The sequence below is a fragment of the Rhodanobacter sp. ANJX3 genome, assembly GCF_014200755.1.
Classification (GTDB): Bacteria; Pseudomonadota; Gammaproteobacteria; order Xanthomonadales; family Rhodanobacteraceae; genus Rhodanobacter.
The window spans coordinates 85,754-102,569 of sequence record NZ_JACHCM010000002.1 but is presented as its reverse complement, the minus strand read 5'-3'; the positions used below and the strand labels follow the sequence as shown (position 1 = coordinate 102,569).

12 protein-coding genes and 1 tRNA gene are annotated in these 16,816 nt (G+C 62.6%); all 13 read left to right on the top strand.

All coding sequences use genetic code 11. The annotated features are described in order from the left end of the window. Nucleotide 1 precedes the first annotated feature (1 nt). The 13 genes from nuoF to infB all read left to right on the top strand — a co-directional run bounded on the left by nuoF (nucleotide 2) and on the right by infB (nucleotide 16,748). Complete coding sequence (gene nuoF, locus HDE76_RS05055) at nucleotides 2–1,327, top strand: NADH-quinone oxidoreductase subunit NuoF (protein ID WP_184505844.1); 1,326 nt, start codon at nucleotides 2–4, stop codon at nucleotides 1,325–1,327. Continuing rightward, nucleotides 1,324–3,651, top strand: coding sequence for an NADH-quinone oxidoreductase subunit NuoG (nuoG, locus tag HDE76_RS05050; protein ID WP_184505842.1), 2,328 nt, complete (start codon nucleotides 1,324–1,326; stop codon nucleotides 3,649–3,651). Before nuoF ends, nuoG begins: the two co-directional genes overlap by 4 nt. A 5-nt stretch (nucleotides 3,652–3,656) precedes the next feature. Further along, nucleotides 3,657–4,685: an NADH-quinone oxidoreductase subunit NuoH gene (nuoH, locus tag HDE76_RS05045; RefSeq protein WP_179481619.1), complete on the top strand. Its 1,029-nt coding sequence runs from the start codon at nucleotides 3,657–3,659 to the stop codon at nucleotides 4,683–4,685. A gap of 8 nt (nucleotides 4,686–4,693) precedes the next feature. Continuing rightward, nucleotides 4,694–5,185: an NADH-quinone oxidoreductase subunit NuoI gene (gene nuoI, locus HDE76_RS05040; protein WP_179481617.1), complete on the top strand. Its 492-nt coding sequence runs from the start codon at nucleotides 4,694–4,696 to the stop codon at nucleotides 5,183–5,185. A gap of 12 nt (nucleotides 5,186–5,197) precedes the next feature. Further along, nucleotides 5,198–5,851 carry an NADH-quinone oxidoreductase subunit J gene (locus HDE76_RS05035; RefSeq protein WP_179481615.1) on the top strand — a complete coding sequence of 218 codons (654 nt, stop codon included), beginning with the start codon at nucleotides 5,198–5,200 and terminating at the stop codon, nucleotides 5,849–5,851. After that, entirely contained in the window at nucleotides 5,848–6,153 is a 306-nt protein-coding gene (gene nuoK, locus HDE76_RS05030) for an NADH-quinone oxidoreductase subunit NuoK (RefSeq protein WP_179481613.1), read from the top strand. The genes HDE76_RS05035 and nuoK overlap by 4 nt, the downstream gene beginning before the upstream one ends. Nucleotides 6,154–6,157: 4 nt before the next feature. Continuing rightward, entirely contained in the window at nucleotides 6,158–8,200 is a 2,043-nt protein-coding gene (gene nuoL / locus HDE76_RS05025; protein WP_184505840.1) for an NADH-quinone oxidoreductase subunit L, read from the top strand. A 15-nt stretch (nucleotides 8,201–8,215) separates the two neighbouring features. Then, nucleotides 8,216–9,724 carry an NADH-quinone oxidoreductase subunit M gene (locus tag HDE76_RS05020; protein WP_184505838.1) on the top strand — a complete coding sequence of 503 codons (1,509 nt, stop codon included), beginning with the start codon at nucleotides 8,216–8,218 and terminating at the stop codon, nucleotides 9,722–9,724. Nucleotides 9,725–9,736: 12 nt separating this feature from the next. Then, the gene (nuoN, locus tag HDE76_RS05015; protein ID WP_184505836.1) at nucleotides 9,737–11,191 is read left to right on the top strand and encodes an NADH-quinone oxidoreductase subunit NuoN; all 1,455 of its coding nucleotides are present in this window, start codon (nucleotides 9,737–9,739) and stop codon (nucleotides 11,189–11,191) included. A 108-nt stretch (nucleotides 11,192–11,299) separates the two neighbouring features. Next, nucleotides 11,300–11,376 (top strand) — tRNA-Met (locus HDE76_RS05010). A 210-nt stretch (nucleotides 11,377–11,586) separates the two neighbouring features. Then, on the top strand, nucleotides 11,587–12,132 hold the full coding sequence (rimP, locus tag HDE76_RS05005; RefSeq protein WP_184505834.1) for a ribosome maturation factor RimP: 546 nt from the start codon (nucleotides 11,587–11,589) through the stop codon (nucleotides 12,130–12,132). A 112-nt stretch (nucleotides 12,133–12,244) separates the two neighbouring features. Next, nucleotides 12,245–13,750, top strand: coding sequence for a transcription termination factor NusA (gene nusA / locus HDE76_RS05000; protein ID WP_184505832.1), 1,506 nt, complete (start codon nucleotides 12,245–12,247; stop codon nucleotides 13,748–13,750). 172 nt (nucleotides 13,751–13,922) lie between these two features. After that, on the top strand, nucleotides 13,923–16,748 hold the full coding sequence (gene infB, locus HDE76_RS04995) for a translation initiation factor IF-2 (protein WP_184505830.1): 2,826 nt from the start codon (nucleotides 13,923–13,925) through the stop codon (nucleotides 16,746–16,748). Nucleotides 16,749–16,816: the final 68 nt, after the last annotated feature.

The following is a 16,816-nucleotide window of genomic DNA, read 5'->3' as shown; positions in this document are numbered from 1 at the left end:
CATGGCAGTCGGACCCGCACCGAAAGATCATCAGGTCGTCCTGACCACGCTGCATTTCGACAAGCCGTGGGCGATGGACAGCTACGAGCAAATGGACGGCTACAAGGCGTGGCGGAAAATTCTCGCCGAAAAGCCCGATCCGGCGACGTTGATCGAAGAGGTCAAGAAAAGCGCGCTGCGCGGTCGCGGCGGCGCCGGCTTTCCGACCGGGCTGAAATGGTCGTTCATGCCGAAAGGCACGATGCAGAAATACATGCTGTGCAACTCCGACGAGTCGGAGCCGGGCACCTCGCACGATCGCGATATCCTGCGCTACAACCCGCACGCAGTCATCGAAGGTCTGGCCATCGGCTGCTACTGCACCGGTGCCACGGTGGCGTACAACTATCTGCGCGGCGAGTTTCATCACGAGCCGTTCGAGCATTTCGAAGAGGCGTTGAAAGAAGCCTATGCCGCCGGCCTGCTGGGCAAGGACATTCTGGGCAGCGGTGTGGACGTGGACATTTATGCCGCGCTCGGCGCCGGCGCCTACATCTGCGGTGAAGAAACCGCGCTGATGGAGTCGCTCGAAGGCAAGAAAGGGCAGCCGCGCTTCAAGCCGCCGTTTCCGGCCAACTTTGGGCTGTACGGCAAGCCGACGACGATCAACAACACCGAAACCTACGCCTCGATCCCGGCGATCATGCGCAACGGCGCGGACTGGTTCCTCAATATCGGCAAGCCGAACAACGGCGGTCCGAAGGTGTTCTCGGTGTCAGGCCACGTGGCCAAGCCGGGCAACTTCGAAATCGCCCTGGGCACCCCGTTCAAGGACCTGCTCGACATGGCCGGCGGTTTGCGGCCGGGCCGCACGCTGAAGGCCGTGATCCCCGGCGGCGCCTCGATGAAGGTGCTGCCGGCCGAGATCATGATGGACATGACGATGGACTTCGACTGCCTGCAAAAGGCCGGATCGGGTCTGGGTTCGGGCGCCGTCATCGTGATGGACGACACCGCCTGCACGGTGAAGGTCTGCCATCGCATTTCGCGCTTCTACTTCGCCGAATCCTGCGGGCAGTGCACCCCATGCCGCGAGGGAACCGGCTGGATGTACCGCGTGCTGTCGCGCATCGTCGAGGGCAAGGGCGTGCCGGACGATCTGCATCGCCTGAAGGCGGTCGCCGGTCAGATCGAAGGCCACACCATCTGCGCCTTTGGTGAGGCGGCCGCGTGGCCAGTGCAGGGTTTCCTCAACCGCTTTTGGCATGAATTCGAATATTACGTGGAGCACGGTCGTTCGATGACTGAAGACCAGATGGCCGAAGCCAGCCGCGGGGTGGCCGCATGAGCGCGCAGCCCGTTAGCCATGCCGCGCCCGACCTGCTGAATATCGAGGTCGACGGCAAGCCGACCCAGATCCGCAAGGGCGCGATGATCATCGAAGCGGCCGACGCCATCGGCGTGGCCATCCCGCGCTTCTGCTATCACCGCAAGCTGCCGATCGCCGCCAATTGCCGCATGTGCCTGGTCGACGTGGAGATGGGCGGCAAGATGATGCCCAAGCCGCAGCCGGCCTGCGCCACGCCGGTGGCCGAGGGCATGAAGGTCACTACGCGTTCGGACAAGGCGCTGAAATTCCAGAAAGACGTGATGGAGTTTCTGCTGATCAACCATCCGCTGGACTGCCCGATCTGCGATCAGGGCGGCGAGTGCGAGCTGCAGGACGTGGCGCTGGGCTACGGCCGCAGCGTGTCGCGCTACACCGAGCGCAAGCGCACGATCACCGACGAGAACCTCGGTCCGCTGGTCGCCACCGAAATGACCCGCTGCATCCAGTGCACGCGCTGCGTGCGCTTCACCAGCGAAATTGCCGGTACCTACGAGCTCGGCGGCATGAGCCGCGGCGAAAATCTACAGATCGGTACCTATATCGGCAAGACGCTGGAGACCGAGCTTTCCGGCAACATCATCGACGTGTGTCCGGTCGGCGCATTGACCAACAAGCCGTATCAATTCCAGGCGCGCGCCTGGGAGCTGATCGCCAAGCCGTCGATCGCCTATCACGACGCGCTGGGCTCCAACCTGTGGCTGCATACGCGCCGCGGCGACGTGCTGCGCACGGTGCCGCGTGACAACGAAGCGGTCAACGAGTGCTGGCTGTCCGACCGCGATCGCTACAGCTATCAGGGTCTGTATGCGGCCGATCGCATCAGCGCACCGGAAGTGAAGCGCAATGGCCAGTGGCAGGTCACCACCTGGGAAGACGCGCTGAAGGCTGCTGGCGAAGCCTTGAAGAAAGAGTCGGGCAGCGAACTGGGTGTTCTGGTCCATCCCGCGACCTCGAACGAGGAGGGCGATCTGCTGATGCGTCTGGCTCGCGGTCTGGGCAGCGCGCACGTCGATCACCGCCTGCGGCAGCTCGACTTTGCCGACAACGCGGTCGCCACGACGTTCGGTTTGCCGGTGGCCGAGATCGACAAGGTCAAGGCGGCGCTCATCGTCGGTTCCGATCTGCGTCACGAGATGCCGCTGGTCAATCACCGGCTGCACCAGGCGACCAAGAAGGGCGCCAAGGTCTATCTGGTCAACCCGGCGCAGTTCGCCTTCAATTACCCGCTGGCGGGTCAGGCCATCGTGGCGCCGCATGCCATGGTCGATGCCCTGCTGGCAGTGGCCAAAGCGGCCGTTAGTGCCGGCGCTTCGGCGCCATCGGCGCTGGCCGACGCGATCGACGGCGCGCAGGGCGACGATGGCGACAGCGAAGTCATCGGCGCGCTGAAATCCGGCAGCGCTGTCATCATCCTCGGCGAAGCCGCGGTGACGCATCCGCAGGCTTCGTGGCTGCGTGCGATTGCTCGCTTCATCGCCGAAGCGACCGGTGCCGGTTACAACGAATTGCCGGTCGGCGCCAACGCGGTCGGTCTGGCCAAGCTCGGCGTGCAGCCGGGCAACGGCGGCCTCGATGCGCAGGCCATGCTGGCGCAAGCGCGCAAGAGCTACGTGCTGTACGGCGTCGAGCCGCCGCACGATTTTGCCGACGGCGCTGCGGCGCTGAAAGCGCTGCGCGCGGCCGAGCAGGTCGTTGCTTTCAGTGCCTACGCCAGCAACGCCTTGCGTGAAGTCGCGGACGTGATTCTGCCGATCGCGCTACTGCCAGAAATCGACGCGACCCTGGTCAACGTCGACGGACTGGCGCAGAGCGTCGCTGCCGGTGCCAAAGCCCCCGGACAGACCCGTGCGGGCTGGAAGGTGCTGCGTGCGCTGGGCGGTTCGCTGCAGCTGGCCGGCTTCGAATTCGACGATCTTGCCGGTCTGCGCGACGGCATCGGCGAGCGGCCGACAACAGTCACCCATGCGTTGGCCAAGCGTCAGGATGTCTCCGGTCTGGTTCGTCTGGCCACACTGCCGATCTATCGCACCGACGCCGTGCTGCGCCGTGCGACCGCGCTGCAGGCGCATCCTCTCAATCGCGCGCCTGCGGTACGCGTGAATGCGGATGAGGTGAAGCGTCTGGGTCTGACCGGCGGCGAGCAGGTTCGCGTGGCCGACGCGACCCTGGCGTTGACGATCGATCAGGCCGTTCCCGATGGCACTGTCTGGATCGAAGCCGGGCACGACATCACTGCCGCACTGCCGCCTTACGGCGCCGCCATTACTTTGAGCAAGGCATAAGCATCATGGTTGATCAACTCATCAATCATCTCGTGTGGCCGATCGTCTACATCCTGTGCATCACGATCCCGCTGATCCTCGCCGTGGCGATGTTCGTGTACTGGGAGCGCAAGGTCATCGGCTGGATGCACGTGCGCATGGGGCCGAACAAGATCGGTCCGCTCGGCCTGCTGCAGGCCTTCGCCGATGTGGTCAAGCTGCTGATCAAGGAAGTGATTTTGCCGACCACGGCCAATCGCTTTCTTTACTACCTGGCGCCGATGCTGACCCTGGTGCCGGCGCTCGCGGCCTGGGCGGTGATTCCCTTCAGCGGCAAGATGGTACTGTCGAACGCGAACGCCGGCGTGCTGTACCTGCTGGCGATGACCTCGCTCGGCGTGTACGGCATCATTCTCGCCGGCTGGGCGTCCAACTCGCGCTATGCGCTGCTCGGCGCGATGCGCTCGGCGGCTCAGGTGATTTCGTACGAGCTGGCGATGGGCCTGTGCCTGGTCTGCGTGCTGGTGCTGGCCGGCAGCCTCAACCTCACCGATATCGTCAACGCGCAGGCCGGCCACAAGGGTCTGCTCGACTGGTTCTGGCTGCCGCTGCTGCCGGTGTTCGTGATCTATTTCATCTCCGGCGTGGCCGAAACCAACCGCGCACCGTTCGACGTGGCCGAGGGCGAGTCGGAAATCGTCGCGGGTTTCCATGTGGAATATTCCGGCTCGGCGTTCGCGATTTTCTTCCTCGCCGAATACGCCAACATGATCCTGGTGAGCTTTCTCTCCGCGGTCCTGTTCATGGGCGGATGGCTGTCGCCGTTTCCTTCATCATGGGGCTTTATCGGGCACGCCGGTTTCCCGTGGTTGCTGATCAAGGCTTTCCTGTTTTCGTTCCTGTTCCTCTGGTTCCGCGCCAGCTTCCCGCGCTACCGCTATGACCAGATCATGCGGCTGGGCTGGAAGGTATTCATTCCCATCGCCATCGTGTGGGTTCTTGTGGCCGGCTGCCTGAAATATTTCGGCTGGGTCACCATCGGCACGGGGGTCTGAAGAAAGCCATGTCCCGCATTACCCACTATTTCAAAAGTCTGCTGTTGATCGAACTGTTTCGCGGCATGGGTTTGACCATCCGTTACATGTTCAAGCCGAAATACACCGTGCGCTATCCGATGGAGCACATTCCGAAGTCGAACCGCTTCCGCGGCCTGCACGCGTTGCGCCGTTACGCCAACGGCGAAGAGCGCTGCATCGCCTGCAAGCTTTGCGAGGCGGTGTGTCCGGCCTTGGCGATCACCATCGACTCGGCGCCGCGCGCCAGTGACGGCCAGCGCCGCACCACGCGCTACGACATCGATCTGTTCAAGTGCATCTTTTGCGGCTTTTGCGAGGAGAGCTGTCCGGTGGACTCGATCGTCGAAACCAGCATCCACGAATACCATTTCGAACATCGCGGCGAGAACGTGGTGAACAAGCTGCAGCTGCTCGCCATCGGCGATCGCTTCGAGAAGCAGATTGCCGCCGATCGTACCCAAGACGCGGCATATCGCTGAGGCCGTCGACCCATGAATCCCCAACTGCTGCAACTCATCTGTTTTTACCTGTTCGGTTTCATCGCCGTAGTGGCCGCGCTGGCAGTGATCACGCTGAAGAACACCGTGCACGCCGTATTGTCGCTGGTACTGACGTTTTTCAGCGCGGCCTGCCTGTGGATGCTGGCCGACGCCGAATTTCTCGCGCTGGCGCTCATCGTCGTCTATGTCGGCGCGGTGATGGTGCTGTTCCTGTTCGTGGTGATGATGCTGGACATCGATCAGGAGAAAATGCGCGAGGGCTTCGTCAAGTTCCTGCCGGTGGGCCTGATCGTGGCTGCGGCGATGCTGGTCGAGATGCTCGGTCTGATCGGCGTCAAGGCCATGCACGCACAGGTGATGGGCGCCGATCCGGCGGTAGTGGCCGGCGTGTCCAACACGGCTTGGCTGGGCCAGGCGCTGTACACCAAATACCTGCTGCCGTTCGAAGTGGCGGCGTTGATTCTTACCGTGGGCGTGGTGGCCGCCGTGGCACTGACGCTGCGTCAGCGCGTCGATGCCACCCGGCACGAGTCGGCCAGCGAGCAGGTTCGCGTCAATCCGCGCGACCGCGTCCGCATCGTGAAAATGGACGCCGTGCGTCCCGCCCAGCCAACACCCGTGCCGCCCCAGGAGCCAAGCTCATGATCACGCTATCGCACTACATCGTGCTTGGCGCCATTCTGTTCTGCATCGCTGTCGCCGGCCTGTTCATCAACCGCAAGAACGTCATCGTGCTGCTGATGTCGATCGAGCTGATGCTGCTGGCAGTGAATACCAACTTCGTGGCGTTCTCGCGTTTTCTCGGCGATGTGTCGGGTCAGGTGTTCGTCTTCTTCATTCTTACCGTGGCGGCAGCAGAAGCGGCCATCGGTCTGGCGATATTGGTGCTGCTGTTCCGCAATCGCAGCACGATCAATATTTCCGATATCGACAGCATGAAGGGCTGAACACATGGGTCTTTCCACTTCCATTTTGCTGACGATTGCGCTGGCGCCCCTGCTCGGGTGTCTGCTGGCCGGCTTTCTCGGCAAGTTCATCGGCCGGGCCGGTTCGCATACCGTCACCATCCTCGGCGTCGCCATTTCGTGCGCGCTGGCGTTCTACGTGCTGTATCAGCTCACCCTCGGCGGTGCGCCGGTCTACAACCAGAATCTCTATACCTGGTTCCAGATCGGCCGTTTCAGCGCCAGCGTCGGCTTCATGGTCGATCGCCTGACCGCGATGATGCTGGTAGTGGTGAGCTTCGTCTCACTGCTGGTGCATCTGTACACCATTGGCTATATGAGCGACGACCCGGGCTACAAGCGCTTCTTCGCCTATATTTCGCTGTTCACCTTTTCGATGTTCATGCTGGTGATGAGCAACAACTTCATGCAGCTGTTCTTCGGCTGGGAAGCAGTGGGCCTGGTGTCGTACTTGCTGATCGGCTTCTGGTACAAGAAGCCGACCGCGATCTTCGCCAATCTCAAGGCGTTCCTGGTCAACCGCGTAGGCGACTTCGGCTTTCTGCTCGGCATCGCCGGCGTGCTGTATTTCCTCGGCACGATGGACTACACCACGGCCTTTGCCGCCGCGCCCAGCCTGGTCGGCAAGACGCTGCAGATCACCGCGAACACGCACTGGGATGCTGCCACTGTTGTGTGCATCTGCCTGTTCATCGGCGCGATGGGCAAGTCGGCCCAGGTGCCGCTGCACGTGTGGCTGCCCGACTCGATGGAAGGCCCGACGCCGATTTCCGCACTGATCCACGCGGCGACGATGGTGACGGCGGGTATCTTTATGGTGGCGCGCATGTCGCCGCTGTTCGAGCTGTCGCAGACCGCGCTGAGCTTCATCATGGTGATCGGTGCGACCACGGCATTGTTCACCGGCATGATCGGCATCGTGCAGAACGACATCAAGCGCGTGATCGCGTATTCCACGCTCTCGCAGCTGGGATACATGACCGTGGCGCTGGGCGTGTCGGCCTACACCGGCGCGGTGTATCACCTGATGACGCACGCGTTCTTCAAGGCGCTGCTGTTCCTCGGTGCCGGCTCGGTGATCATCGCGATGCATCACGAGCAGGACATGCGCTACATGGGCGGCCTGCGCAAGTACATGCCGATCACCTGGATCACCATGTGGATCGGTTCGCTGGCGCTGTGCGGCGTGCCGTTCTTCTCGGGTTTTTACTCGAAGGACGCGATCATCGAGGCGGTCGGCGAATCGCATCGCTGGGGCGCGGGCTACGCTTACTTCTGCGTGATGGCCGGTGCCATGGTCACGGGCCTGTACACTTTCCGCCAGATGTATCTGACTTTCCACGGCAAGGAGCGCTTTACCGTGGTCGAGCACCACGGGCATGCGCACCTGGACGATCATCACGATCACCATGAGTCGGGCGTGCTGGAACATGCGCCGCACGAATCGCCCTGGGTGGTGACGGTGCCGCTGGTGCTGCTGGCGATTCCCTCATTGTTGGTCGGTTTCTTCACCGTGGGGCCGATGCTGTTCGGCAACTGGTTTGGCAGCGCGATCCACATCGACGAGGCCAACAACGTGTTGGGGGAAGTCGGCAAGGAGTTCCATGGCGCTTTAGACATGGCACTGCACGGATTCAACCCGATCGGTCCGTTCGGCCTGGTGGTGCTGGCTTTCCTTATCCAGACTTACATCTACCTGTTCAACCCGGCGATGGCCGGCAAGATCAAGAGTGCGCTGAAGCCGCTGTGGACCGTGCTGGACAACAAGTACTGGGTCGACAATGTCTACTTTGCGGTTTTCGCTCGCGGCGGCGTCAAGCTGGGGCAGGGCTTCTGCAAGGTTGCCGACGCCGGCCTGATCGACGGCGTGATGGTCAACGGCTCGGTGAGCGTGGTTCACCGCATCGCGGCCACGGTGCGCCGTCTGCAGTCGGGTTATCTGTATCACTACGCATTCGCCATGATTCTCGGCCTGATCGTTTTGTTGGGCGGATATTGGTTGATCGGTTCCGGCGTGGCCGGGCAATAAGGGAAGCATGCACACATGTTCACTCACTTGCTTAGCCTGCTGATCTGGCTACCTGTTGCCGGCGCGATTCCGGTGCTGCTGGCCGGCTCGAAGCGGCCCAATCTCGCACGCTGGCTGTCGCTGATCGTGGCGGTGCTCACCTTCGTGGTCAGCCTGTTCCTGCTAGTGCAGTACCAACCCGATGCCGGCGGTATGCAGCTGGTCGAGAACTACCTGTGGATCCCGTCGTGGGGCGTGCATTACGGGCTGGCGGCAGACGGTATCTCCGTCGCGTTGATTCTGATGACTACCTTTGTCAGCATCCTGGTCATCGTCGGCGCATGGGAAGTCATTCAGGACAAGCCGCACCAGTATATGGCCGCAATGCTGGTGCTGGAGGGTCTGCTGATCGGCGTGTTCTGCGCGACCGACGCGCTGCTGTTCTATGCGCTGTTCGAGGCGATCCTGATCCCGATGTTCATCCTCATCGGCATCTGGGGCGGGCCGCGGCGCGTGTATGCCACGCTGAAGTTCTTCATCTATACGTTCTTCGGCTCGGTCTTCATGCTGATCGCGCTGCTGTACCTGTATCAGAAGGCCGGCACGTTCGACCTCGCCACGCTGGCGGCACTGCCGCTGACGATGAAGGAGCAGACCTGGATCTTCTTCGCCTTCCTCATCGCCTTTGCGATCAAGGTGCCGATGGTGCCGGTGCACACCTGGCTGCCCGACGCGCACGTCGAGGCGCCGACCGGCGGCTCGGTGGTGCTGGCGGCGGTGATGCTGAAGGTGGGTACCTACGGTTTCCTGCGCTTCATTCTGCCGATTACGCCCGATGCCGGCGCGCATTACGCCTGGCTGGTGATCGTGCTGAGCCTGGTTGCGATCGTCTACATCGGCTATGTCGCGCTGGTGCAGGAGGACATGAAGAAGCTGGTGGCGTATTCGTCGATCGCCCATATGGGCTTCGTGACGCTGGGCATTTTCATCGCCTTTCTCCTGATGCGCGATCCGGCCAGCGTGGACATGGCCAAGCTCGGCATGCAGGGCGCCATGATCCAGATGATTTCGCACGGCTTCGTCTCGGGCGCGATGTTCAGCTGCATTGGCGTGATGTACGACCGCATGCACACGCGCCAGATCAAGGATTACGGCGGCGTCATCAACGTGATGCCGTGGTTCGGCTTTTTCTACGTGCTGTTTGCCATGGCCAACTGCGGCCTGCCGGGCACCAGCGGGTTCGTCGGCGAGTTCATGGTGATTCTGGCCAGCTTCAGCGCCAATCCGTGGATTGCGCTATTCGCCGCCTTCACGCTGATCATCGGCGCGGCCTACACGCTGTGGATGGTGAAGCGCGTGCTCTGGGGCGACATCACCAATCCGCACGTGGCCGAGATGAAGGAGATCAATGGTCGCGAGACGTTCGTGCTGATCGCCTTCGCCGCCGCGGTACTGGCGCTGGGTATCTGGCCGCAGCCGTTGGTCCACCTGATGGACACCTCGGTGTCGCATCTGGTGCAGCAGCTTGCCATTCACAAGATTTGATCGGGACAAGACATGCCGAATTTGAATGACATCCTGATCATGCTGCCGGAGTTCTATCTGGTAGTGGCCGCGTGCTTGCTGTTGCTGCTGGACGCGTTCATGAAATCCACCGAGCGGCCGATGCTGCACTGGATTTCCATTGCGGTGCTGCTCGTTGGGATTTATCTGGTCATCGCCGGCCAGCCGGCGCAGACGGTCACCGCCTTCGGCGGCATGTTCGTGCGTGATCGCGTGGCCGAGATCCTCAAGGTCTTCGCCTTGCTCACCACGGCCATCGTTTTCGTGTACGCCAGGCCGTATCTGATCGATCGCAAGCTGGTCAATGGCGAGTTCTACACGCTGATGATCTTCGCGGTGATCGGCATCATGCTGCTGGTGTCTGCCGGCAGTCTGGTCACGGTGTATCTGGGTCTGGAGCTGCTGTCGCTGTCCTCGTATGCGCTGGTGGCATTGAATCGCGACGCCCGGCTGCCGTCGGAAGCGGCGATCAAGTATTTCGTGCTGGGTGCGCTGGCCTCGGGCATGCTGCTGTATGGCATGTCGATGGTTTACGGCGCCTCGGGCATGGGCGGCACGCCGACGCTGGATCTGGCGCAGCTGCACCACGTCACGTCGTACACCACGGCGCCGAAACTGCTGCTGTTCGGGCTGATCTTCATGATCGTCGGTATCGGCTTCAAGCTGGGCGCCGCGCCGTTCCACATGTGGATTCCGGACGTATATCAGGGTGCGCCGACGCCGGTCACCGCGTTTATCGCGTCGGGTTCCAAGCTGGCGGCGTTCGGCATGGCGTATCGCCTGCTCGATGCCGGCATGGGCGATCTGGCGCACCAGTGGCAGCTGATGCTGGCGGTACTGGCGGTGCTGTCGCTGGCGATAGGTAACCTGGTCGCGATCGTGCAGACCAATCTGAAGCGTCTGCTGGCCTATTCGACCATCTCGCACATGGGCTATCTGCTGCTCGGCTTGTCTGCCGCCAGCCCGGAAGGCTATGCGGCGGCGATGTTCTATGCCATCTGCTATGCGCTGATGAGCGTGGCGGCATTCGGCGTGATTCTGGCGCTGGCACGGTCGGGCTTCGAGTGCGAGGAGATTTCCGATCTGAAAGGATTGAATCAGAAGTCGCCCTGGCTGGCCTTTCTGATGATGCTGGCGATGTTCTCGCTGGCCGGTGTACCCCCGCTGGTCGGCTTCTGGGCCAAGGTGCTGGTGCTGGAGTCGGCGATTCACGCCAACATGCTGTGGCTGTCGCTGGTGGGTGTGGTGTTTGCGATCATCGGCCTCTACTACTACCTGCACGTGGTCAAGGTGGTCTATTTCGACAAACCGGCCGAAGGCAGCGTGCTGGCCGCAAAGCCGGATGGGTCGCTACGAATCGTGTTGTCGCTCAACGCATTGGCATTGCTCGCTTTGGGCTTGTTCTGGGGACCCCTGCTTGGCTGGTGCCGCAGCGCGTTCGGTCTGTGATCGTCCACCGCTTCGTCGTCGGGACCGTTTAATTGCATGTTTATGACTTTTTCGGTGGCCATTCGCTTGCAAGAAACCGGCCATACGATTAAACTTCTCGGACTCTGATGCGGGGTGGAGCAGTCTGGCAGCTCGTCGGGCTCATAACCCGAAGGTCGCAGGTTCGAATCCTGCCCCCGCTACCAGATCTTTCTTGATTCAAAGAAAGCCTCCTTGTGAGGCTTTTTTGTTGGGCGCAGGGTTGCGCAGTGCCGGAACGAGATGTTTTGGGCGCGGTAGAGTGCGGTAGAGCAGATACATCGGCGTAGTAAGGAAATGGGCCGTCGGAGCCCTTTTTTTGTTTCTGCGGTTCCCAGTTTGGTGATGTGATTGACGGTGGTCTGGGAGACAAACCCATGGATACAAAGGCATTGGCGGTACGATTCAACGACGTTCTGGCCGATCTGCGGCTGGAGTGCATCGGTGTGGAGTTCACCCCGTCGCATGGGCAGAGTACCCTTCGGGTTTATCTGGACTTGCTGGACAAGAGCGAAACGGCTGAGGCTGGCGCAGACGGTGAACGTCGCGAGGTCGGCATTGAGGATTGCGAGACGGCGAGCCGCGAGCTATCCGCGCTGCTGGATGTCGAGGACCCGATTCCAGGCAACTATGTGCTGGAAGTTTCCTCGCCCGGCCTGGATCGCCCTCTGTTCAACGCAGCGCAGTTTGCGAAAGTCGTCGGTCAGGAAATCAAGCTGCTGTTGAACGCACCACTGGACGGCCGTCGTCGCCTGCGCGGCAAGCTGGTTTCCGTGGAAGGCGAGCACATTACGCTGGAAGCCGAAGGCAAGACGTTCGCGTTCGAGCATTCGCTGGTGGACACCGCCCGCGTGGTGCCGGATTGGGTGGCGCTGGGTTATGCGCCTCAGCCCAAACGCGGCGGCAAGCCGGCCAGCAAGTGATTGAAGAATTGAATAGTGCGGCCATGGATGGCCGCTTCGTGATCCTGGCGTTCAGGGACGAACGCAAAACTCGACGTTTGGGAAGCCTGCGGGCGCCTATGGAGTTGCTGCAATGAGCAAAGAGCTTTTGCTGGTCGTTGATGCCGTCGCCAATGAAAAGGGCGTGCCGCGTGAAGTCATTTTCGAAGCCATGGAAGCCGCGCTGGCTTCGGCGGCGAAGAAGCGCTATCCGGACGAAGAGCCGGACATTCGCGTGTCCATCGACAGCGATACCGGCGAATACGAAACCTTCCGCCGCTGGGAAGTGATTGCCGACGACGGCGAGATGGAGTCGCCGTCCTACCAGCTGCGCCTGATGGACGCGATCGACGAGCGTCCCGATGCTCAGGTCGGTGAATTCATCGAGCAGCAGGTCGAGAACGCCGAGTTCGGCCGCATCGCCGCGCAGGCCGCCAAGCAGGTGATCGTGCAGCGCGTGCGTGAAGCCGAGCGCCAGCAGGTGGTCGACGCCTTCGCCGATCGCGTTGGCGAGCTGGTCACCGGCATCGTCAAGCGCGTCGAGCGCGGCAACATCTATCTGGACCTGGGCAGCAATGCCGAGGCATTCATTCCGCGCGACAAGACGATTCCGCGCGAATCGGCCCGCGTCGGCGATCGCGTGCGCGGCTATTTGTATGAAGTGAAGTCCGAAGTGCGCGGCCCGCAGCTGTTCGTATCGCGCGCCGCACCGGAGTTCATGATCGAGCTGTTCAAGCTCGAAGTGCCGGAAGTGGGCCAGGGCTTGGTCGAGATCAAGGGCTGCGCCCGCGATCCGGGCGACCGCGCCAAGATCGCCGTGCTGGCACACGACAGCCGCACCGATCCGATCGGCGCCTGCATCGGCATGCGCGGTTCGCGCGTGCAGGCGGTGTCGAACGATCTCAACGGCGAGCGCGTCGACATTATCCTGTGGCACGAGAACCAGGCGCAGTTCGTCATCAATGCGATGGCGCCGGCCGAAGTGCAGTCGATCATCATGGATGAAGAAAAGCACTCGATGGACATCGCGGTAGCCGAGGACAAGCTGTCCCAGGCGATCGGTCGCGGCGGCCAGAACGTACGTCTGGCCAGCAAGCTGACCGGCTGGCAGCTCAATGTGATGACCCAGGATCAGGTCACCGCCAAGAGCGAGTCCGAGCAGGAGGCCGCACGCCAGCTGTTCATGGACAAGCTTGAAGTCGACCAGGAAATCGCCATTATCCTGGTGCAGGAAGGCTTTTCCAGCATCGAGGAAATCGCCTACGTTCCCAGCGCCGAGCTGCTGGCGGTCGAGGGTTTCGACGAGGATATCGTCGAGGAACTCCGTGCCCGCGCCCGCGATGCGCTGCTCACCGAGGCACTGGCAGCGGAGGAGGGCGTGGGCGACCATCAGCCTTCCGACGAACTGCTTACGCTCGAGGGCATGGACGAAGCCACCGCCTATGCGCTGGCCGCCCGCGAAATCAGCACGCTGGACGACCTGGCCGATCAGGCGGTGGACGACCTGATCGATATCGAAGGCATGGACGAAGCGCGGGCCGCTGCTCTGATCATGGCTGCACGAGCGCCGATGATCGAACGGTTGGAGAAAGGCGGCTAACCCGCGGACGAGGCTGCGCCCTGGATGGGCGCGCTGAGAAAGGTTTCTTCGGAAGCCTTTCACCATGGATGGCGGTGGCGGTGCAACTTATCGCGGCACAGTCGACAAGGACCGAGAAAGGTCTTCAGGGCCCGCAAGAGCCCAAGCGCGGAAACGGCGGAGCAACAACACGATGTCGGACACGATCAAACAACTCGCCCATACACTGGGCATGCCCGTCGACCGGCTGCTCAAGCAGCTCGGCGAAGCCGGCATGGAATTTTCCGATCAGGAACAGACCATCAGCAGCACCGAAAAGGTGAAGCTGCTCGGGTTCCTGCGTCGCACGCACGGCAAGAACGAAGTCGCCGCCGAAACCGGTGACAGCGCGCCCCGCCAGATCACGCTCAAGCGTCGCACCGTCGGTGAATTGAAAATCGCCACGCCGGGTGCCCGTGGCACGGTGGGCACGGCGAAGACGGTCAACGTCGAGGTTCGCGCCAAGCGCACCTACGTCAAGCGCAGCGAAATCGCGGGCGATGCCGGCGTCGATGGCGAGCGCGAAGACGCCATGCGCAAGCTGCAGGAGTCGCAGCAGCAGCGCGAGGCCGAAGAGCGGGAGCGTGCCGAAGCCGAGCAGCGCCGCCAGCAGGAAGCGCAGCAGCGCGCCCTGGAAGAGCAGCAGCGCCAGCAGGAGCAGGCCGATGCCCAGGCTGCCGCCGAATCGGCCGCCGCCCGCATCGACCAGGTCGCGGAAGTGCCCGCTCCCGTCCCGGTCGCCGAGGCTCCGGCCCCGGCGCCCGCGCCGGCTGCCGACGAGCCCTTCGTGACCCAGCGCATGGACACCCGCGAGCTGGGCATGATTCTTCCGCGCATTCACGAGCCGCGCAAACGCGAAAAGCTGGTCAAGCCCGTTCCCGCCCCGGCACCCGCTCCAGCGGCGCCCGCCGCTGCACCAGCGGCACGACCGAGCGCCGACGCCACTGCACCCGGCGCCTCGTCCGGCGATGCCAGCCGCAAGCCCAAGCATGCGCGAGAGCGCAGCGAAGTCCCTGGAAGCGGCAAGGAAGAGCGCGACGGCAGCAAGCGTTTCGCCGGTGGCCAGATGCATTTGAGCGAGGCCGACCGGGCTCGCCGCTCGTCGTCGTCGAACAACAAGCGCGGCGGCAAGGCCGGTCGTCTGTCCGGCCGCGACATGTCGCGCAGCAACAGTGCCCCAACCGGCCCGCACGGCTTTTCACGCCCGACTGCACCTGTCGTGCGTGAAGTCGTCGTGGCCGAGACCAACAGCGTGGCCGATCTGGCGCAGAAGATGGCGGTCAAGGGTTCGGAGGTGGTCAAGGCGCTGTTCAAGATGGGCGTCATGGCGACCATCAACCAGACCGTCGATCACGATACCGCCGTGCTGGTGGTCGAGGAGCTCGGCCATACTGTTGTGGCCGACACCCAGAGCAACGCCGAAGACACCCTGGCCGCGCACACGCAGAATGTGGAGCTGGTCGGCGACAAGGTCACGCGTCCGCCGGTGGTCACCATCATGGGCCATGTCGATCACGGCAAAACCTCGCTGCTCGATTACATCCGTCGTACCAAGGTGGCGTCGGGCGAGGCGGGCGGCATCACGCAGCACATCGGCGCATATCACGTCGAAACCTCGCGTGGCGTCATCACCTTCCTCGACACGCCCGGACACGCGGCGTTTACCTCGATGCGTGCCCGCGGTGCGCAGTCGACCGATATCGTGGTGCTGGTGGTGGCCGCCGATGACGGCGTCATGCCCCAGACCGTCGAAGCGGTGAAGCATGCGCGCGCCGCCAAGGTGCCGCTGATCGTCGCCGTCAACAAGATGGACAAGGACGGCGCCAACCCGGAGAACGTGAAGCAGGGTCTGGTGCAGTACGAAGTGGTGCCGGAAGACTGGGGCGGCGACGTGCAGTTCATTCCTGTGTCGGCCAAGGCCGGTACCGGTGTCGACGACCTGCTCGATGCGATCTCGATCCAGGCCGAAGTGATGGAGCTGAAGGCCGTAGCCGACGGCCGCGCCTCGGGCGTGGTGATCGAGTCCAGCCTTGACCGGGGCCGTGGTCCGGTGGCGACCGTGCTGGTGCAGCAGGGTACGCTGAAGAAAGGCGATTTCATCGTGTGCGGCGTCGAATACGGCCGTATGCGCGCGCTGATCGACGAAAACGGCAAGCAGGTGCAGGAGGCCGGCCCGTCGATTCCGGTGCAGGTGCTGGGCCTTTCCGGTGTTCCGGAAACCGGCGACGACTTTGTCTGCGTCGACGACGAGCGGCTGGCGCGCGAAGTGGCGCAGGAGCGAGAGCTCAAGCGTCGCGAAACGCGCATGGTCAGCAAGAGCAATCGTCTGGAAGACATCATTGCCAAGATGGGTCAGGGCGTGGAGCAGCAGACGCTCAACATCCTGGTCAAGGGCGATGTGCAGGGTTCGGTCGAGGCGTTGCGCGAGTCGCTGACGCAGATCGGCAACGAGCGTGTGCGCGTCAACGTGGTTTCCTCCGGCGTGGGCGGCATCAACGAATCCGATGCCACGCTGGCCGCGGCTTCCAAGGCCTTGGTGATCGGTTTCAACGTGCGTGCCGACGCCTCCGCGCGCAAGGTGATCGAGACGTCCGGTCTGGACGTGCGTTACTTCTCAATCATCTACGACGTGATCGATCAGGTGACCCAGGCGGCCACCGGCCTGCTCGGCATGGAAGTGCGCGAGGACATCATCGGTATCGCCCAGGTCCGCGACGTGTTCCGCAGCTCCAAGTTCGGCGCCGTGGCCGGTTGTATGGTCGTAGAGGGCTCGGTCAAGCGCAGCAAGCCGATCCGCGTGCTGCGCGACAACGTGGTGATCTTCGAAGGCGAGCTCGAATCGCTGCGCCGCTTCAAGGAGCTGGTCGACGAAGTGCGCAACGGCATGGAGTGCGGCATCGCCGTCAAGCAGTACAACGACGTCAAGCCGGGCGACCAGATCGAGTGCTTCGAGCGCACGGAAGTCGCACGTACGCTGTAACAGCGAAGGGTCGAGGGACGAGTCGAGAGGACTTTCTCGTCCCTCGAATCTCGTCTCTCGCCCCTGGA